Origin of the sequence: Anaeroplasma bactoclasticum (assembly GCF_003550015.1) — a bacterium.
Taxonomy (GTDB): Bacteria; Bacillota_I; Bacilli_A; order Acholeplasmatales; family Anaeroplasmataceae; genus Anaeroplasma; species Anaeroplasma bactoclasticum.
The window spans coordinates 35804-51006 of sequence record NZ_QXEV01000010.1 but is presented as its reverse complement, the minus strand read 5'-3'; the positions used below and the strand labels follow the sequence as shown (position 1 = coordinate 51006).

Sequence of the window (15203 nt, the reverse complement as noted above, 5' to 3'; positions counted from 1 at the left end):
TCTATATTCCTCGTTTTATATAAAGTCTTATGACGTTATACCTATTCCATTCTTCCCGTTTTATCGGAAGATTCACAATAATAATACTTATAATAAATACCAGTCTTTTCATGGTAGATTTCATTTGTATCATCCATAAGCTTATTAATTACCTTAGAATCTGTTGAAGCAACAAGTGCGATTGCACATCCACCAAAGCCAGCACCAGTCATTCTAGCGCCTAAAACAATTGGAGACTTCTGTAATTCCTCTGCGATTGTATCTAAGTGTAATCCAGTTACCTCATAATCCTCCTTTAAGGACTTATGAGAGCCATTTAATAATTTACCTAAGTCAGATAGTCTACCCTCAGCCATAGCCTTTGTAGCCTCTTCAACTCTTAATTCTTCTGTAATTGCATGACGAGCTCTTCTATATAAATTATCTGAAAGTTTATCCTTTACAGAATCAAGCTCTTCCATAGTATATTCACAAAGTGTTTCCTTGCCATATTTAGCCTTTAATACCTCTAAGGCAGCCTCACACTCTGCTCTTCTTTCATTATATTTAGATTCAGATAAATTTCTTGGCTTACAAGTATTGATGATAACTAATGTAGCTCCATCTAGCTTGAAATCAAAATATTCATAATCTACAGTTGCACAATCTAAAAGTATTACCTTATTCTTTTCACTCATACCGATAGCGAACTGGTCCATAATACCACAGTTTACATGTGCATATTCTCTTTCTGCAGCTTGGCTCATTAATACACAATCTAAATTCGAAAGCCCAAGCTTATATTCATCATTTACTATATGGCTAATTAATAGCTCTAGTGCTGCACTAGAGGATAATCCAGAAGATGCAGGTAGGGTTGATGTCATATATAAATCAAATCCATAATCTATTTTTGCATTCTTATATTTTGTTAAAACATAAATAACGCCCTTAACATATTTTGTAAAATCATCGGATTCACTATAGCCCTTTAAATCAAATTCATAAATTGCTTCATGATTGAATCCTTCAGAAACACATCTACATAAAGAATCATTTCTCCATGTTAATGCACCATAAATGCCAAGGCTAATACCCATAGGTAAAACCTTACCACCATTATAATCAATATGCTCACCAATAATGTTTACTCTACCTGGTGAGAAATATAGCTCACTTGGTTTAGCCCCAAAAGCTTTTTTGTATCCCTCTATTAGCTTTTCTCTCATAAATTTCCTCCATAAATTTATACTTTCCAGTCATTTGATAACCACTGAAATTATATGAGATTTTCAAGTATTATTCAATCAAATTCAAGCATTGAAACGAAACTCGAAATGTTTACGAAAATATTACTGAAACAAGTATGAAAACAGTTATAAAAACTTGTGAAAACGAGTAAATAAGACACAATTAGGATATTTTAATATCTCTGATATTATATAGTAAATAATAAATGAACAAAAACAATAATGAAAATATTGGAATTATATATACACTTGGCATCATAATAATACCATTGTTATAAGTAAGTAAGGGTAATATTTCAGATATTACTTCCTTTATACTAAAGAAGGTTGTAGATATCATATTTTTTACTAAAGAAATGAATAAAACAATCATAGGAGAAAATATTGTTGGAACTAAAATAGATAGAATTATGGATATTGAAAAATCAAATATCATACCTAAAAATAGATACAAAATTGTGAGCATAGAGGATATATCCATTTTATAGGAGCTATATAAGAATAGAGGTATTCCATATAATAAAACAAATTCAAATAAAGATAATAATAAGAATAATATTACACTAGCTAATATCTTTATAGATAACAGCATACTTCTTTTCGTGTTTGGTAAGAATAACGCATCAAAGGAATTGCTTTGTAAAAATAGTAATATAGATATAGTTGTAATAATTATTCCATTAAATAGATTTATTACAAATAATGCCCCATTAAAATATACCTGATGATAGGATTCTGGGCTTAATAAATAGCTATTTCTATCATACATTGGATTTGCAATGACAATTAATGCAATTACCATGAATGCTAAGGATATACTAAATACTAGGATTGTTGCTTTTTGAAATGTGTAATTCAAATATAGGGAAGTTAAGCTAATTAGCTTCTTTTCTTTTCTTCTTTTCATTTACCATGCCCTCCTTTATTTCTATAATGATTGGATTAAGCTCATTAAAATAGGTTTTATTATGCAAGGATAATATTACTATTTTATTTTCCTTAAGCTTATTTTTAATCTCATCCCTTAATATCTTTTTTGCAAAATCATCTAATCCATCTAATGGTTCATCAAGTAAATAGATATCTGCAGGAGTATTTAATATTTGTAATATACCAAGCTTTTCTAAATTTCCTTTTGATAAATCTCCGATTCGTTTATTTGGTATTTGATATAAAGAAATTAAATCTGTGTATAGTTTATTCTTATCTTTAACAAAAGAAAAAACCTCCATCAAATAGCTTTTTACTCTCATAAGCTTAGGAAATGTAAACTTATCTGGTAAAAAAGAAACACTACCAGATTTCATAATTTTACCTGATGTTTTATATGCAATACCTGCAATAAGCTTTAAAATGGTAGATTTACCACTACCATTCACTCCTTGTAATATATATAGATTCCCTTCCTTGAAGGATAAGGTCATATTAGAAAATACCGTATGATCCTTATATTTCTTTTCAACAGTGATAAGCTCAAGCATAGATAACCTCTCCTTTTATCATCATATCCTTATAATCATTAAAATCATATGCATTGGTCATAAAATCAAAGGTGTCAATATAATATGTTTTATCATCTAATGTCAGCATGATATATCCACTTCTTAATAAAGTGATTTCTTTATAACCTAAGGGGATAAATAATGTATTAGATTCTAAACCAATAATATGATCCTTTTCTACTTTTTTAGGATTATAGGATGGAATAATTTTTGTGATATCACAAATATTTTCCATTTGTAAATCAAAAATAGCACTAGATAATGTTCCAAAACAGGTATTCCCAATTCTTATGCTTCCTAAATATGAAAAATGATTACTTAAAATAATATTAATTCCACTCATAATTAATATTCCATTCATATAGCTATAGCTTCCATATAAACCAGATATGGAAGCTAAAGGATAAGCATCCTCCTTTAAAAAGGATATTTTGCCATATTTAAGCTTTACTGTATATTTAGGATTCTTAATTTCTAAATTACATTCTTCTGATTTATATTCCATATCACTAAAACCAGGCATCAAAGAATATACCCTAATCAAATAATAATCTCCTAAATCAAAGGAGGATATTCTTATATCCTCAAGCACAATAGATAAATCATCTAAATATAGGGTATAGGTATTCATATCCTTATTTAAAAGTAAGGAATCCTTTTCCTTTGTATAAATATCAAAAGACATCTCTCTATCCTTATTATTCACATATGCCTTTGATTCATATGGAGAATAATAATCAAATACAGTAAGCTTATTATTTGAATAAATGAATATGAAAGTAATTAAGCCTATTAATGTAAAAAAGATAATTATAATTCCTTTTTTCATATGCTTCTTTTCTCCATTTTTGAAAACTGACTCTTTAATGTGACAAATTCAAAAGCCCCAACGTAAGCTCTAACCCACCAATAATAAACTGCACAAACTCCATTGGTAACTGTTACCTCACCAGTCAAATAAACAATTAATCTACTATCTGGTTCTATAGTTAGCTTCATAGTTCTTTTTTCTTTTACCGAAGTTGAGGTAGTAGTTGAATAATCAATAGATGCCTTGGCCGCACACTCAACTTTTACCTTTTTAATTGTTCCACCTCCAGAAGCTGATAAGGATTCACTCGTTTGGAAGGATACCTTATTATTCGTTTCAATAGAATATTCTAAATTATATTCAATTGCTGTTTTCGATGTATTTTCTACACTATATAAGGTATTCGATATATAAGACCCATCAACTGCCTTATTATCTATGATAACTAATATATCCATCCAATAGCCCCCTTCTGTTTTTTTAATTAATTGTTCGTATTCTTCTTGTGTGTAATACCTAATTAATTTTCCAGAAGACAGCATAATCTCACTATAGGATAAATAATCCGAAGATTCTTCTGCATATCCCTTTAATGCCGATATGCCAAAGAAAAAATAAAAAATTAAAAATAAAATAACAAATTTCTTTTTCATATGTTTTCCACCTTTCATAATAATAAATAGGAAGAAAATATAAAAAAATTAAAAGAAAATAAAAAAATAGGCAAGAATTTTAAAATTCCTACCTATTTTTAATATTTAGCTTATAGAAAGGGTTGCATTATCTATATAGATCCATGAATTATTGTCAGATATTTTTACATATAATCCAACAATTACTGTATCCGTATCCTTAACACTAACATTAGATACAGATATTGTTTGCCAAACATCCCAGCCATTGGTAGCTGTAACAGTTTGGCCCTTAGTAACATTTCCATTAACAGATATATACGCATATATCTCACAACCCGAATAAGAACCACTAGAAATCTCTATAGAAAATGATGCAGTACCATTATTTCCTGATACATCCTGACTTATAGAAAAATCTAATCCAATATCATTTCCACCCCACATATTTAATAATGGAGTGGTATTATTTGTAGCATTAGAATCCGTCTTTATACTAGGGGTAACTGCAACATTTTGTGTTATCGTCCAACTAGAATAGGAATCGAATGTACTATCTTCAATATCATTTACAAAGGATACATCTGTGCCACTAGAAGAATCTACTCTTTCAAGCTTGGCATTATCAATATATCCCCAAATACCAGATGCACTTACATAAAAGCCAACCTCTACAGTATCTTCTAAAGTTGCACTAAAGGTAACTGTATAAGTCTTCCATGAATCCCAACCAGCAAGTGGTGCAGATACTGTTGTTTTAACACCATTAATAGATACATAGATATAAATATTACTTGATAAGATATTACCCATAACATCTAATGAAAAACTATATGTACCATAAGTGATATAAGAAATATCTTGATATAAATCTAATGTATAGCTTGAACTACTACCAAAGGAAAGGCCATAAGATCCATCATTTTTATAATCCTTCTTTGGCCAAGTACCATCTACAGAGCTTCTTAATACCCAGCCATCTAAAGATTCATCCTCAAAAGAGGAATTGCATAATGTAGCACTAGCATATCCATCTGTACTTCTAGTAATTGCGCTTGAAACATCAACCTTAAATGCATTTAAGGAATCAAATGGATTTCCATTTTCATCAAAGAAGGCTTCATTTTCAATAGCACATCCACCATTTTCTAATTTATAGTTAGCTGAATCATAATAATAAGCATACTTATTGCCCCATCCAGTACCATATACCTCAGAATCATTAGAATAGGAATTAGTGATACTAGCACTAGAGGATGGTGTTTTAATCCAAGTACCTTCCCAATAGAATACGCCAAGACCATTAGTAGTCTTATTCTTGATTGTATCCATTAAATTAATTACGGCATTCTTCTGGCCATCTACAGTAAATTCATAAGGTAGTGAGGAGTTTGTGTTATCAGCTAATTCTTGTTCTCTTGTAAATACAGTATTGTTATAGCCATCGCTTCTTGAATCGGTATATTCCTCTGTATTTGCATAAGCTGTTTCAAGTACACAAACATCCTTATTATAAGTATCTGCAATCTCACTTAATAGCTTTGATAAATTATTTAGTGAACCATGCCAATATGGATAATAGGATGTACCAAAGACATCATAATCAACAGAATATTTATTTAACTCAGATGCATACCATTGATAATCAGAATAATTCGATGGATTTGCAAAATGCACTGCAACAAGTGCACTTGGGTATACTGCTCTTACTGCAGAAGATCCACTATTAAAGAAGCTACAAATTGCGCTCATATTGGAATCTCCCATATGACCACATAATGCGTCATTGGTTTCATTTCCAACCTGAACCATACCAACATCAATACCTGCATCTTTCATTTCAGTTAATGATGCATATGTAAAATCATAAATTGCAGTTACAATTTGACTATCGCTATAGCCTTCCCAAGCCTTAGGAAGCTTTTGCTTCTCAGGATCTGCCCAGAAGTCAGAATAATGGAAATCAACAAGTAGCTTCATTCCATATTTATTGGCTCTTTTACCTATTGCTATGGCATTTGCCAAATCACAATTTCCTCCACCATAGCTATACTTTACATTATTAGAATCTGTATAATATGGATCATTCCAAACACGTACTCTAATATAGTTTACGCCATGGTCAGCTAATACCTTAAATACATCCTCTACATCCCCATTATCATTCTTATAAGTTACACCTGCAGCTTCTAATGCTGGTACAGCACTAGAATCCATTCCCTTAAAGAAGGTATCCCCACTATCTTGAATAGTATGTGTAACTTCATTTGTTGTAATATCTCCTACATTAGTATCTAATGTTACAGATGTAGATAAAGTATAATCTTTAAATTTATCCACACCTGTTAAAGTAAATACTGCATAATAAGTATTATCTATTTTATTCTTACCATTTGTTCCTTCTACAGAGTCATATACTGTAGTAGTCGTATATGTACCATTTTCAGAATAAGAACCTGTAGATATATAGTTATATAAATAGAAATTAAATGTAATTTTAGAAATGCTATTTAAATCTGATACATTTTCAATTGTACAAATGAAACGAATCTTTGTTTCATTTCCAGTTGAATCATTTTCTTGCTGTTCAAGATATGTATTTATTTGTGAATCCGCATTTACTTTAAAATTTGAAACTCCCAAAACAAATAAAAATAAAGAGGCGAAAAATACAAAAGTAAAACTTATAAGCTTTCTCATGATAAAATGCCTCCCATAATATCTTCTAAATCTCCACTCTCTCCATCCTTTGTTGCACCTACATTAGATGCAGCAATAATCTCACATAACTCTACCAATTCTTCTTCGATTACTGGTTTTAAATACTCCTTCATTTTTTCCTCCTTGTTAAACAAACACATATTCATTGTATAACATAAAGAAATTTTTGTCATTATTTATTTTCAATATTTTCGTTATTATTACGAAATTTTTTAAAAACAAAAGTACGTTTTAGTTATTTTCAAAACAAAATTTATAAAAATGTACAAAAAAGAGGTTTTTCACCTCTTTTAGCTTTTTCGAATATAGCTTGTGTTTCTACCATCACCTATTTTAGTGATTTTTCCTTCTTTTTGCATCTTATTTAAAACTGCTTCAATTGTTGTTACTGAAACATCAGGTAGGATATCTGATATTTCTTTTTTGGTTATTGGTAAAACACTATTTAAAATAGTTGCTTCTACTCTTGATGTTTTATTAATCTTTTTACTATTAACTGTTGCAAATCTCTTATCTAATTCTTTATAACAATTAAACAATGTATACAAGAAATTATAAACAAAATAGTAATAGTCATTTTGATTATTATCCCATGCAATAGATGATTGTCTTAATGCTTCATAATAATATCCTTTTGTTTTATTTATTTGTTCTTCAAAGGAAATATATTTACCTGCATCAAACCCTGCTTTATAAAGTAATAGTAAAGTTAAAAGTCTAGACATTCTACCATTGCCATCTGAAAATGGATGAATACATAAAAAATCTAATATTACACAAGGAATTAATAATAGTTGATTAATATTTGGATTATCCCTTGCATCTATATAAGCTAATATTAATTGCTCCATAGCTTTAGGAGTTTCACTTGCAGATACAGGTTTAAATCGAATACTACGAGTTCCATCAGGTCTTAATTCCATTATAACATTATCTTCAATTTTATATTTACCAGCAACATTAGGTTTTGCAACTTTTAATAACATTTCATGAAAAGTTAATATATTTGCTTCTGAAATGTTTAAACTATAATAATTTGTATGAATTAGATCCAATACATCTCTATATCCAGCAATCTCTTCCTCATTATGATTAAGTGGGGCACTACTTTTATTTACTATTTCATTAATTCTTTCATCCGAAGTTATGATACCTTCAATTGCATTACTTCCCTTTACCGATTGAACAATTGCAATTTTTTCTAATTCAGTAAATACTTTTGGATAATTCTCTTTCCTACTATCATTATTCGTTTTCATAGAATAAATACCTGTTAATAAATTTACCAATTTTGCAGGTATTTTATCTTTTTCTAAGAATGAATAATCATATTTTCTCATAAAATCACCGCTTTCTGCATATATTTTACATTTTTTTATGCACATAATCAATCTATATATGCATAATTTTTAGTAAAAAATATGCAGTAAATGATCATTATAATTCTGAATTATATATTTCATCTATGGCATCAATAATTTCATCATTTTCTTCAATGACATAACTATTTGTTTTACCATCGGATTCTACTCGAAATACAATCGCTTGATCCTCATCTAAATCGTCATATTTTTTAAGTGGTCTTAGAATCACATAATCGTAATCTAAATAAGAAAGCTCAGCAATAAGCTCAAATGACATTTCTTTACCATTTTCACCTTTAAATGTAATAATATCTTCTTTACTCATACAAATTCTCCTTTAAGCTTATTTCTATATCATAATCCATAAATGGATGATGGAATTTAATTTTAACACTTAAAAGTGCCATTTCCTCTATTCCATCATCTATTCCATATAGCTTATCTCCAAGTATTGGGTGTCCCATATAGCTTGTATGTAATCTTATTTGATGTGTTCTACCTGTATCTAGGTGGAATAATACATAAGATATATCCTTATCCTCTTTTATAACCTTATAATGGGATATCGCTCTTTTACCTATAGTATCTATATATCTTTTATTACTATTTATATCTTTATTAATATAATTATCTATAGTCCCTTCCTTTATATCCCAAATACCATGAGTTTTACATATATAAAATCTTTCCATCTTCTTATGTGTTGGTTGCATTAGATTGGCTGCAATTCTATTTTTAGCAATCATCATCAACCCACCAGTTTCCTTATCTAATCGATTTAATAAGGATATTGTTAATGGTTCATTTTTATTCTTTAAATAATATAAAACCTCTTGGTAAATACTATAAGGCTCTGCCTTAGTTGGAATAGATAATAAGCCCTTCCTTTTATTTACGATAATATAATACATATCCTCATAATAAATATCAAGACTAGATTCATAAAGTGGCCAAGAAGATTCTTTTTCTATATCATAATCTATAGAAATAACATCTCCTTTATTTATGAATTCAAAGGTCTTTCTTTCTATTCCATTCACATAAACCTTTAAATTTAAGGATTTAATACTTTTATATAATTTTCTTGTTGTATGGAGCTTTAGCTCCTCAGATAAACGTATATTATCATTTTCTGATATATATTCTAATTTCATGAATCAAATTCACCATATTCACAACCAATATGTGTAGCTTCTATATCATCAATTAAAATTTTATTTTTACCCTTCTTTTGATATAGCTTAATATTTCCTACACCTGTACCACCATTATATAGCTTATTATGACGCTTCATTCCAAGTGGATCCTCATAATTTACAAGTAGCATTTCAGATATATCACATTTAATATTGGTTTCCATAATATATTTTTTAGTAGATTGTACGACATGCCAATTCATATAACCATCTTCTACACCACAATCAAAGCTTGTTTTAGAGCCTGTCCAGAATTTAGAGAAATTAAATTCCATCTCTTTCCCCTCATAATACATACAGCCTAAAAGCTTTCTATCTAAAGAAATACCAAATACCTTTGGCTTTCCACCACCAATTTCAAATGCGGAATTCGATAAAACATTACCAGTTAAATTACTCTTTAAAGAGTTAGAGGATAGCCATACCCATGGGGTAGTAAAATTAGAGCCCCAGTTTTTATCTTGGTATCCATAGGATGTATCTGGGGTAACATCATAGATTTCACCATCTAAAATAATCGTACCAAAATATTTTGTTTTAATACCTTCCGCATGCCAATACATTTCATATGCCTTTAAGGCTCTAAATAAAGCTGATGCGCCATATCCTACATTATAAGTAATCTCCTTAGACATAGTTAATTCCATCTCTAATGATCCATCACTAGACATCCATTCTGGATGATTCTTTGAATCATGTACATCTACCTTTAATCTTAATCTTTCATTATCTAAATAACAATCCGGTGCCTCAACTTGGAATGGTACTCCCATATGAACCTTAACCTCATTCCAGCCAAAGAATCGATGTAATTGTTTGGCATCCTTGCCCCAGCAACCACATTTCACCATTAAATAAGATGGTCTAATTCCTTTTTCTTTATTTTCTTTTAATTGACCAAATATTGGCTTTTTTCCACCTAATGCTGGATTAATTAAGAAGAATTCAGCAAAAAAAGCTTTTTCTTCTTTTGTTTTTCTATTTACTGCAGTAAAAGAATGCCACCACCAGTCATAGCCTTGCTTTCTAAACTTTCCTGTTAGCATACACTGCTGTCTTTTTGCATCTTTTTTATTAAACATATTCCTCTAGTCGAGTAGACAAGACTCGACATTCCCTCTCTTTCCATTTTATATTGTGTTAAAATATCATAATGTGAGTGGTTACTGTCTGCTTGCCCCTCACAGAACCGTACGTGCAGATTTTCTGCATACGGCTCTTCACCAACAATCTTTATTCCATTTGCCAGTGCCATATGTCTGCTTTAATGGTTGGCTAATGTTCTTATATCTTTATGTTCATTTTCCATTTCTTACGTACCACCAGTGTACCAAATGTTTACATATAAAGAAACGATTGTCGGTGGCCTTCCTTCCCTCCAGTATCATTACTACCTTCTTAGGTACTATGTCGGCTCCGACCACTTATATTCCGTTATCATATCTTGAGGTTCAAGCTCTTGTATATGACTTACTATCTCTAGAGAATATAAGTTCTCCCAGGTATCCATTTAACATCATTAATCTACACGCCTAGCTCTTATTGACCCCGGTGGAACTCTCATTATATCTCGCACTAACGATATAACCGGTATTGCTTTCAACGAGAAGGAACGTCTCTGCTCCCACGACTTTATATATGACGAGGCTGAATTGCTTCACGCTTACGCATTTAGGCTTGCAGTATCCCTGACCTACGCTTAAACCTAGTCTCACGATTTTGGCTCCAAGGTCTCGGTACTAGATGAGGTGCTAACTCTTTCTAGGTCGGACTCCCACCGACTATGTTAAGTGAACCGAACTGGCGCACCCCTCCAAATAATATTATAACCCAAAAGCAAAGAATTAAAAATGAAAAGCCATCATTTGATGGCTAATTTTAAGAATAATATTTTAGATTTATTTTTTTGTAGCTGTAAAGAATTTCCTATAAAAGCTTTCTAAAGTTAGACTCGTATTTGTAGTGTTATACCATAAAACAATAGCACTATTATCAAATCTAAATAAAGGCAAATTATAATCATAACTCATGTTCCAATCATCGATTGAATATTCTTTATAATCAGTTGTATCTATTTCATCATTTATTATGCTTTTATCTGAAAAATAAACTTCTTCTGCAACTTCGACTACTTTATCTGGATAAGTATTTCTATAGTGCCCATAAAAATTATCTGCAGTTATTGTTATATCATAAGCCATTTCATTTTCGGTTTTATAATATGTGTAGCTATTACTTTCATCAACATATAGATTATAGGCTTCATCTTCTGAACGCGCAATAGTTCCTGCTAGAGTATCAATTCTATTTCTTATATTACGATTTTCAAAATTCAAAACTAATCCATTTGAAGAAATTGATGTATACAAATTTGATTTCCCAGTAACTAAATAAGTTGGCTTTTGACTAAAACTTGGGGCATACACATAATCATTTAAATCCATAGTACTACGGATAATATAATTACCTTCTTTATTTACAACTTTTGTTTCTAGTTCAAAACTTGATATTTTTTCTTCTTTAGATTCCACATTATATTTTTCATAATACCAGGCATTACCATTTTTCAAATCAACAACTGTTTTAGAACAACCTTGCTTTAAAATCTCATTATTATCTTTTGTTTCGACTCTTTTATATTTATATAATAATACCATAGTCTTATATTTATTCTTTGCATTTGCATAAATTGCATCTAAATCAGGATTACTATTCTTATTTATGTATTCAACCTTCTCATCTTGCGACAATAGCTTCGCGCTTGATAATGGTTCTGGTTTTTCTAAAACAAAATCCTTTGAAGTATCCACCTCTTTTGAAGCAATAGATTCATACCCTTTATTACAAGAGGCTAGTGTTAAACACGCAAAGGAAGTAAATAAAAGTCCTAAACATAATTTCTTTTTCATATTTTTCTCCTTGTTTATAATTTTTAGTGAACTCTATAACACCATTATAATTTAAAAAACAAAAAAATACAAATACATAAACCTAAAGAATTGTCTAAATACATAAACAAAAAGAATTGTCTAGAAGACAATTCCTAAATTTCTTTAAATTGATTAGTATTACTATCGTATTTATAGCCTATTTGTAATAGAATCTCTTTTATTTCATCAATAGATTCATCCATATCCATACATAAATCCTCTAAGGATGGATAAAAATCTCTAAGCTTTGTATTAATGATAGATAATAATATATTTGGATTCTTTGGTAGCATATTATACTAAGAAAAATAATGCTACAAAGGATACTGCAATACTTAAAATCGCAAGTATTAAATATAACCAAGAGGATTTTGGTGTAACCTTTCTAGTTAATGCAAACATTAAAAAGCCAAGAACAGGAGAAAGCAAGGATAATACTGCACCAAATACTGTAGGTCTATCCTTTATTTCTGGCATAGTATTTATATTTCCTGGATTAAAGTATTCATCCTTCTTTTCTTTTTCTTCTTTAATATTATTAACCTCATCTTCTGTATAGCAATAGCTATAGCTATATTCATGAGTTTCATTATATGGATTTAAAGCATTATGAATAGCTTCATTTAATAATTCCATATGATCATATAAATAATCATATGCATTTTTTATGTCAAAATACTGTATGCCATTTTCTATATTGTTAGGATTATATTTTTCTTCAAGCATTAAAAACTGATTCTTAAGCTCTAATCTTGTAATTTCATGATCGATAGGCATTTCCATGACTCTAAGATAATCTAATGCTTTTCTTTCTTCTCTTGTCATATATAATCTCCTCCTTTATTGGTTAGTATATACCTAAATTAACGTAGAATTATGTATGGTTTTATATTTTTTTTAACTTTTTTAAATATTCCTTTACAAATTCTTCTAATTCATATTCATCCTTATGATTCATACTTTTTAAAAAGAATGATTTTTCTAAGGCTTTCGCATTTATTAAGAAGGAATAAGAGGATTTCATATCATCTATTTTACCTTGTGCTATAGAAATTAATACATCCATTTCTTCAATAGATAATATTTCATCTAAGGATATTACATCTAATACACCTAAATAAGCTCTATAGAATTTTTCATCTAATATTTGATATGGAATTCTATTTATACCCTTTTTATATAATGCATATTCTAGCTTTGACTTTTTTAATATATTTACTATTTTATCATAAGATAATGTATTTTTCTCTATATATTCTTTATATAAAGCATAAAATGAATGAATAGAATCTAGTGGTAATAGATCATGGTTTAAATACTGTGCCATTTGAATTAAATTTGTATATTTTACAAATTGGTTTTCAAGCTTTGTATAAGCCTCAATTAAACCATTTAAGCCACCATCTTGATATGCATTTTTGTAATACATGTAATGGATTTCATCCATTGCATCCTCAAGCATTCCCCTAAAATGGATATTTCCATAATTATTATTATCATATTCCTTATAGGTTAATCCCATTTCATGGATTAGGTTTCTTGCATAATGATAATCAAATGGCTCCTTATGGAATAAATATAGCTTTTTTAAAAAGAAATCATGTGGGGAATAATCCATAGAAAGCATTAGCTTTTCTTCGGCTTGATGGTCTAAATTATTCTTATATAATTCTAAAGCCTCATCCTTTATTCTTTTAGCTTCTTTAATTAAATATTCCTCTAAATAATCCTTAACAAAAATTCCATATAAAGTAATTCTATTATCTTTAATAATTCCTCTTGATGTTAAAGCAATTAGAATAGATTCCATTCTACCATCACTAAAATTTGAAACATAATCCACTAAATGATAATTCTTGGCTGCCTTTTTAATAAAATCTATATGAATATAGGTAATATTTTCAAATACTGCTACAGTTAATACATCAATTTCATCCTTAGTTAAGGATTTTAAAATGAAATGCTCATTCTTTGATTTATTAACAATTTCTTCATATCCTTCTAAATCCTTACCCAAGGTTACAAAGCTTAAATATACATAAATAGAATCTGAATAAGTGGATTCTATTTGCATATTTTCAGGTAATCGAACCTCACCTGTAACAAGTCTATATAAATATGGATTTACTGCCTCTAAATCCGATAGGTATTCTAAGGATTTATTTATATCCTTATTTAAATAAGCCATAAAGGAATGAGCTAATTCCTTTGTTCCTACAATAATTGATGCATCATTAAATAAATCTTCAATAAACATTAAATCCTTTAATTTTAAATATAAGAAGCATAAAGAGGATTTAATATGATAATGATCACAAGGATTAAGCTCTAATATCCTATTTCCTATAGATATAGCCTTATCATAATCTTCTTTCGCTACTAAGGTTATATAGTAGCTTCTAAGTCCTCTTAGGTAATTAAATGTTTCTTGGTATTTAGAAAAATCAATAGTCCCATTTGGATAATATTTCGATTCTAAATAATCTAAATTTAATAAGCGTTCATATTCCTTATCTAGGATATCCTCATAATCTAAAACATTAAAACCATTTGCCTCTACTATAGCTATTTTCGCTGCAAAGTTATCCTTATATATGATTAAAGCATTATGGTAATATTTTATTTTAGTTGTCTTAGTTCTCATAAGAGAACCTCTTTTTACATATTCCATAGAAAGCTCCATTAATGTTGGACCTTCCTCTAAATCAATAAAATCAGAGGCGCTTTCAAAAGATATATTTAAATGATTTAGCTTTAAAAAATTTTCATATTTTTTAATTAATGATTTATCTTCCATAGGCACCTCCTTAAATCTTAT

General features: G+C 29.3%; 15 protein-coding genes. All 15 read right to left on the bottom strand.

Features of this window, described 5'->3' with window-relative positions; translation table 11 throughout:
- Window positions 1–41: 41 nt before the first annotated feature.
- Window positions 42–1208: a galactokinase gene (locus EI71_RS05620; RefSeq protein WP_119016278.1), complete on the bottom strand. Its 1167-nt coding sequence runs from the start codon at window positions 1206–1208 to the stop codon at window positions 42–44.
- 184 nt (window positions 1209–1392) lie between these two features.
- Window positions 1393–2136, bottom strand: coding sequence for a hypothetical protein (locus tag EI71_RS05615; RefSeq protein WP_119016277.1), 744 nt, complete (start codon window positions 2134–2136; stop codon window positions 1393–1395).
- Complete coding sequence (locus EI71_RS05610; RefSeq protein ID WP_119016276.1) at window positions 2105–2710, bottom strand: ATP-binding cassette domain-containing protein; 606 nt, start codon at window positions 2708–2710, stop codon at window positions 2105–2107. Before EI71_RS05610 ends, EI71_RS05615 begins: the two co-directional genes overlap by 32 nt.
- Entirely contained in the window at window positions 2703–3560 is an 858-nt protein-coding gene (locus EI71_RS05605) for a hypothetical protein (protein ID WP_162849800.1), read from the bottom strand. Before EI71_RS05605 ends, EI71_RS05610 begins: the two co-directional genes overlap by 8 nt.
- Window positions 3557–4195 carry a hypothetical protein gene (locus EI71_RS05600; protein ID WP_162849799.1) on the bottom strand — a complete coding sequence of 213 codons (639 nt, stop codon included), beginning with the start codon at window positions 4193–4195 and terminating at the stop codon, window positions 3557–3559. The genes EI71_RS05605 and EI71_RS05600 overlap by 4 nt, the downstream gene beginning before the upstream one ends.
- A gap of 105 nt (window positions 4196–4300) precedes the next feature.
- Window positions 4301–6874 carry a glycosyl hydrolase 53 family protein gene (locus EI71_RS05595; RefSeq protein WP_119016273.1) on the bottom strand — a complete coding sequence of 858 codons (2574 nt, stop codon included), beginning with the start codon at window positions 6872–6874 and terminating at the stop codon, window positions 4301–4303.
- Complete coding sequence (locus tag EI71_RS10155; RefSeq protein ID WP_162849798.1) at window positions 6871–7008, bottom strand: hypothetical protein; 138 nt, start codon at window positions 7006–7008, stop codon at window positions 6871–6873. Before EI71_RS10155 ends, EI71_RS05595 begins: the two co-directional genes overlap by 4 nt.
- Before the next feature lie 177 nt (window positions 7009–7185).
- On the bottom strand, window positions 7186–8235 hold the full coding sequence (locus tag EI71_RS05590) for a Fic family protein (protein ID WP_119016272.1): 1050 nt from the start codon (window positions 8233–8235) through the stop codon (window positions 7186–7188).
- Window positions 8236–8332: 97 nt separating this feature from the next.
- On the bottom strand, window positions 8333–8584 hold the full coding sequence (locus EI71_RS05585) for a DUF1292 domain-containing protein (protein WP_119016271.1): 252 nt from the start codon (window positions 8582–8584) through the stop codon (window positions 8333–8335).
- Window positions 8577–9413 (bottom strand): RluA family pseudouridine synthase, encoded by an 837-nt coding sequence (locus tag EI71_RS05580; protein WP_119016270.1) that lies wholly within the window; start codon window positions 9411–9413, stop codon window positions 8577–8579. The genes EI71_RS05585 and EI71_RS05580 overlap by 8 nt, the downstream gene beginning before the upstream one ends.
- A complete protein-coding gene (locus tag EI71_RS05575) occupies window positions 9410–10537 on the bottom strand; it encodes a tocopherol cyclase family protein (protein ID WP_162849797.1) in 1128 nt (375 codons plus the stop codon). The genes EI71_RS05580 and EI71_RS05575 overlap by 4 nt, the downstream gene beginning before the upstream one ends.
- An 816-nt stretch (window positions 10538–11353) precedes the next feature.
- Window positions 11354–12364 (bottom strand): hypothetical protein, encoded by a 1011-nt coding sequence (locus tag EI71_RS05570; RefSeq protein WP_119016268.1) that lies wholly within the window; start codon window positions 12362–12364, stop codon window positions 11354–11356.
- Window positions 12365–12498: 134 nt separating this feature from the next.
- The gene (locus EI71_RS05565) at window positions 12499–12678 is read right to left on the bottom strand and encodes a DUF4250 domain-containing protein (protein ID WP_119016267.1); all 180 of its coding nucleotides are present in this window, start codon (window positions 12676–12678) and stop codon (window positions 12499–12501) included.
- A 1-nt stretch (window position 12679) separates the two neighbouring features.
- Window positions 12680–13210, bottom strand: a complete 531-nt coding sequence (locus tag EI71_RS05560) for a DUF308 domain-containing protein (RefSeq protein WP_119016266.1) — start codon at window positions 13208–13210, stop codon at window positions 12680–12682.
- Window positions 13211–13271: 61 nt separating this feature from the next.
- Window positions 13272–15182, bottom strand: a complete 1911-nt coding sequence (locus tag EI71_RS05555) for a hypothetical protein (protein WP_119016265.1) — start codon at window positions 15180–15182, stop codon at window positions 13272–13274.
- Window positions 15183–15203 lie beyond the last annotated feature (21 nt).

What these genes read in the sequence shown, in the direction of transcription:
- EI71_RS05620 (WP_119016278.1), bottom strand. Translation starts at nt 1,208, where the DNA reads ATGAGAGAAAAGCTAATAGAGGGATACAAAAAAGCTTTTGGGGCTAAA.
- EI71_RS05615 (WP_119016277.1), bottom strand. Translation starts at nt 2,136, where the DNA reads ATGAAAAGAAGAAAAGAAAAGAAGCTAATTAGCTTAACTTCCCTATAT.
- EI71_RS05610 (WP_119016276.1), bottom strand. Translation starts at nt 2,710, where the DNA reads ATGCTTGAGCTTATCACTGTTGAAAAGAAATATAAGGATCATACGGTA.
- EI71_RS05605 (WP_162849800.1), bottom strand. Translation starts at nt 3,560, where the DNA reads ATGAAAAAAGGAATTATAATTATCTTTTTTACATTAATAGGCTTAATT.
- EI71_RS05600 (WP_162849799.1), bottom strand. Translation starts at nt 4,195, where the DNA reads ATGAAAAAGAAATTTGTTATTTTATTTTTAATTTTTTATTTTTTCTTT.
- EI71_RS05595 (WP_119016273.1), bottom strand. Translation starts at nt 6,874, where the DNA reads ATGAGAAAGCTTATAAGTTTTACTTTTGTATTTTTCGCCTCTTTATTT.
- EI71_RS10155 (WP_162849798.1), bottom strand. Translation starts at nt 7,008, where the DNA reads ATGAAGGAGTATTTAAAACCAGTAATCGAAGAAGAATTGGTAGAGTTA.
- EI71_RS05590 (WP_119016272.1), bottom strand. Translation starts at nt 8,235, where the DNA reads ATGAGAAAATATGATTATTCATTCTTAGAAAAAGATAAAATACCTGCA.
- EI71_RS05585 (WP_119016271.1), bottom strand. Translation starts at nt 8,584, where the DNA reads ATGAGTAAAGAAGATATTATTACATTTAAAGGTGAAAATGGTAAAGAA.
- EI71_RS05580 (WP_119016270.1), bottom strand. Translation starts at nt 9,413, where the DNA reads ATGAAATTAGAATATATATCAGAAAATGATAATATACGTTTATCTGAG.
- EI71_RS05575 (WP_162849797.1), bottom strand. Translation starts at nt 10,537, where the DNA reads ATGTTTAATAAAAAAGATGCAAAAAGACAGCAGTGTATGCTAACAGGA.
- EI71_RS05570 (WP_119016268.1), bottom strand. Translation starts at nt 12,364, where the DNA reads ATGAAAAAGAAATTATGTTTAGGACTTTTATTTACTTCCTTTGCGTGT.
- EI71_RS05565 (WP_119016267.1), bottom strand. Translation starts at nt 12,678, where the DNA reads ATGCTACCAAAGAATCCAAATATATTATTATCTATCATTAATACAAAG.
- EI71_RS05560 (WP_119016266.1), bottom strand. Translation starts at nt 13,210, where the DNA reads ATGACAAGAGAAGAAAGAAAAGCATTAGATTATCTTAGAGTCATGGAA.
- EI71_RS05555 (WP_119016265.1), bottom strand. Translation starts at nt 15,182, where the DNA reads ATGGAAGATAAATCATTAATTAAAAAATATGAAAATTTTTTAAAGCTA.